The sequence below is a fragment of the Ligilactobacillus equi DSM 15833 = JCM 10991 genome, from assembly GCF_001435735.1.
GTDB classification, from domain to species: Bacteria; Bacillota; Bacilli; order Lactobacillales; family Lactobacillaceae; genus Ligilactobacillus; species Ligilactobacillus equi.
Map to the genome: position 1 here is coordinate 1 of NZ_AZFH01000114.1, position 254 is coordinate 254.

Here is a 254-nt window from a genome sequence, read left to right on the forward strand (position 1 = left end):
GAAGTTGAATCCGCATGACTTATTGTCGGAGTAATACCGGGAGAGTACCAGTATTCCCCGCCGTAACCATCATTCCAAATGGTACGCCCTTCAGAATCTATATGCTTATTGTAGTTCATTTGGGTTATCCCATCATTTTTCTTAGCTTCCGATGCAACATATTTCAAATACTTGTCGAAATCAGAAATTGATACCGTTTCTAACCCAGACAAATCTGCACTAAGAAATTTGTTACCTGATGACAAGTAAGTTAA

The 254-nt window shown here is 38.6% G+C and carries 1 protein-coding gene; it reads right to left on the reverse strand.

Annotated features, from left to right (window positions below; genetic code table 11):
• Window positions 1-254: hypothetical protein (locus FC36_RS12175; RefSeq protein ID WP_162257661.1), on the reverse strand; the 254-nt coding region annotated here is incomplete at both ends.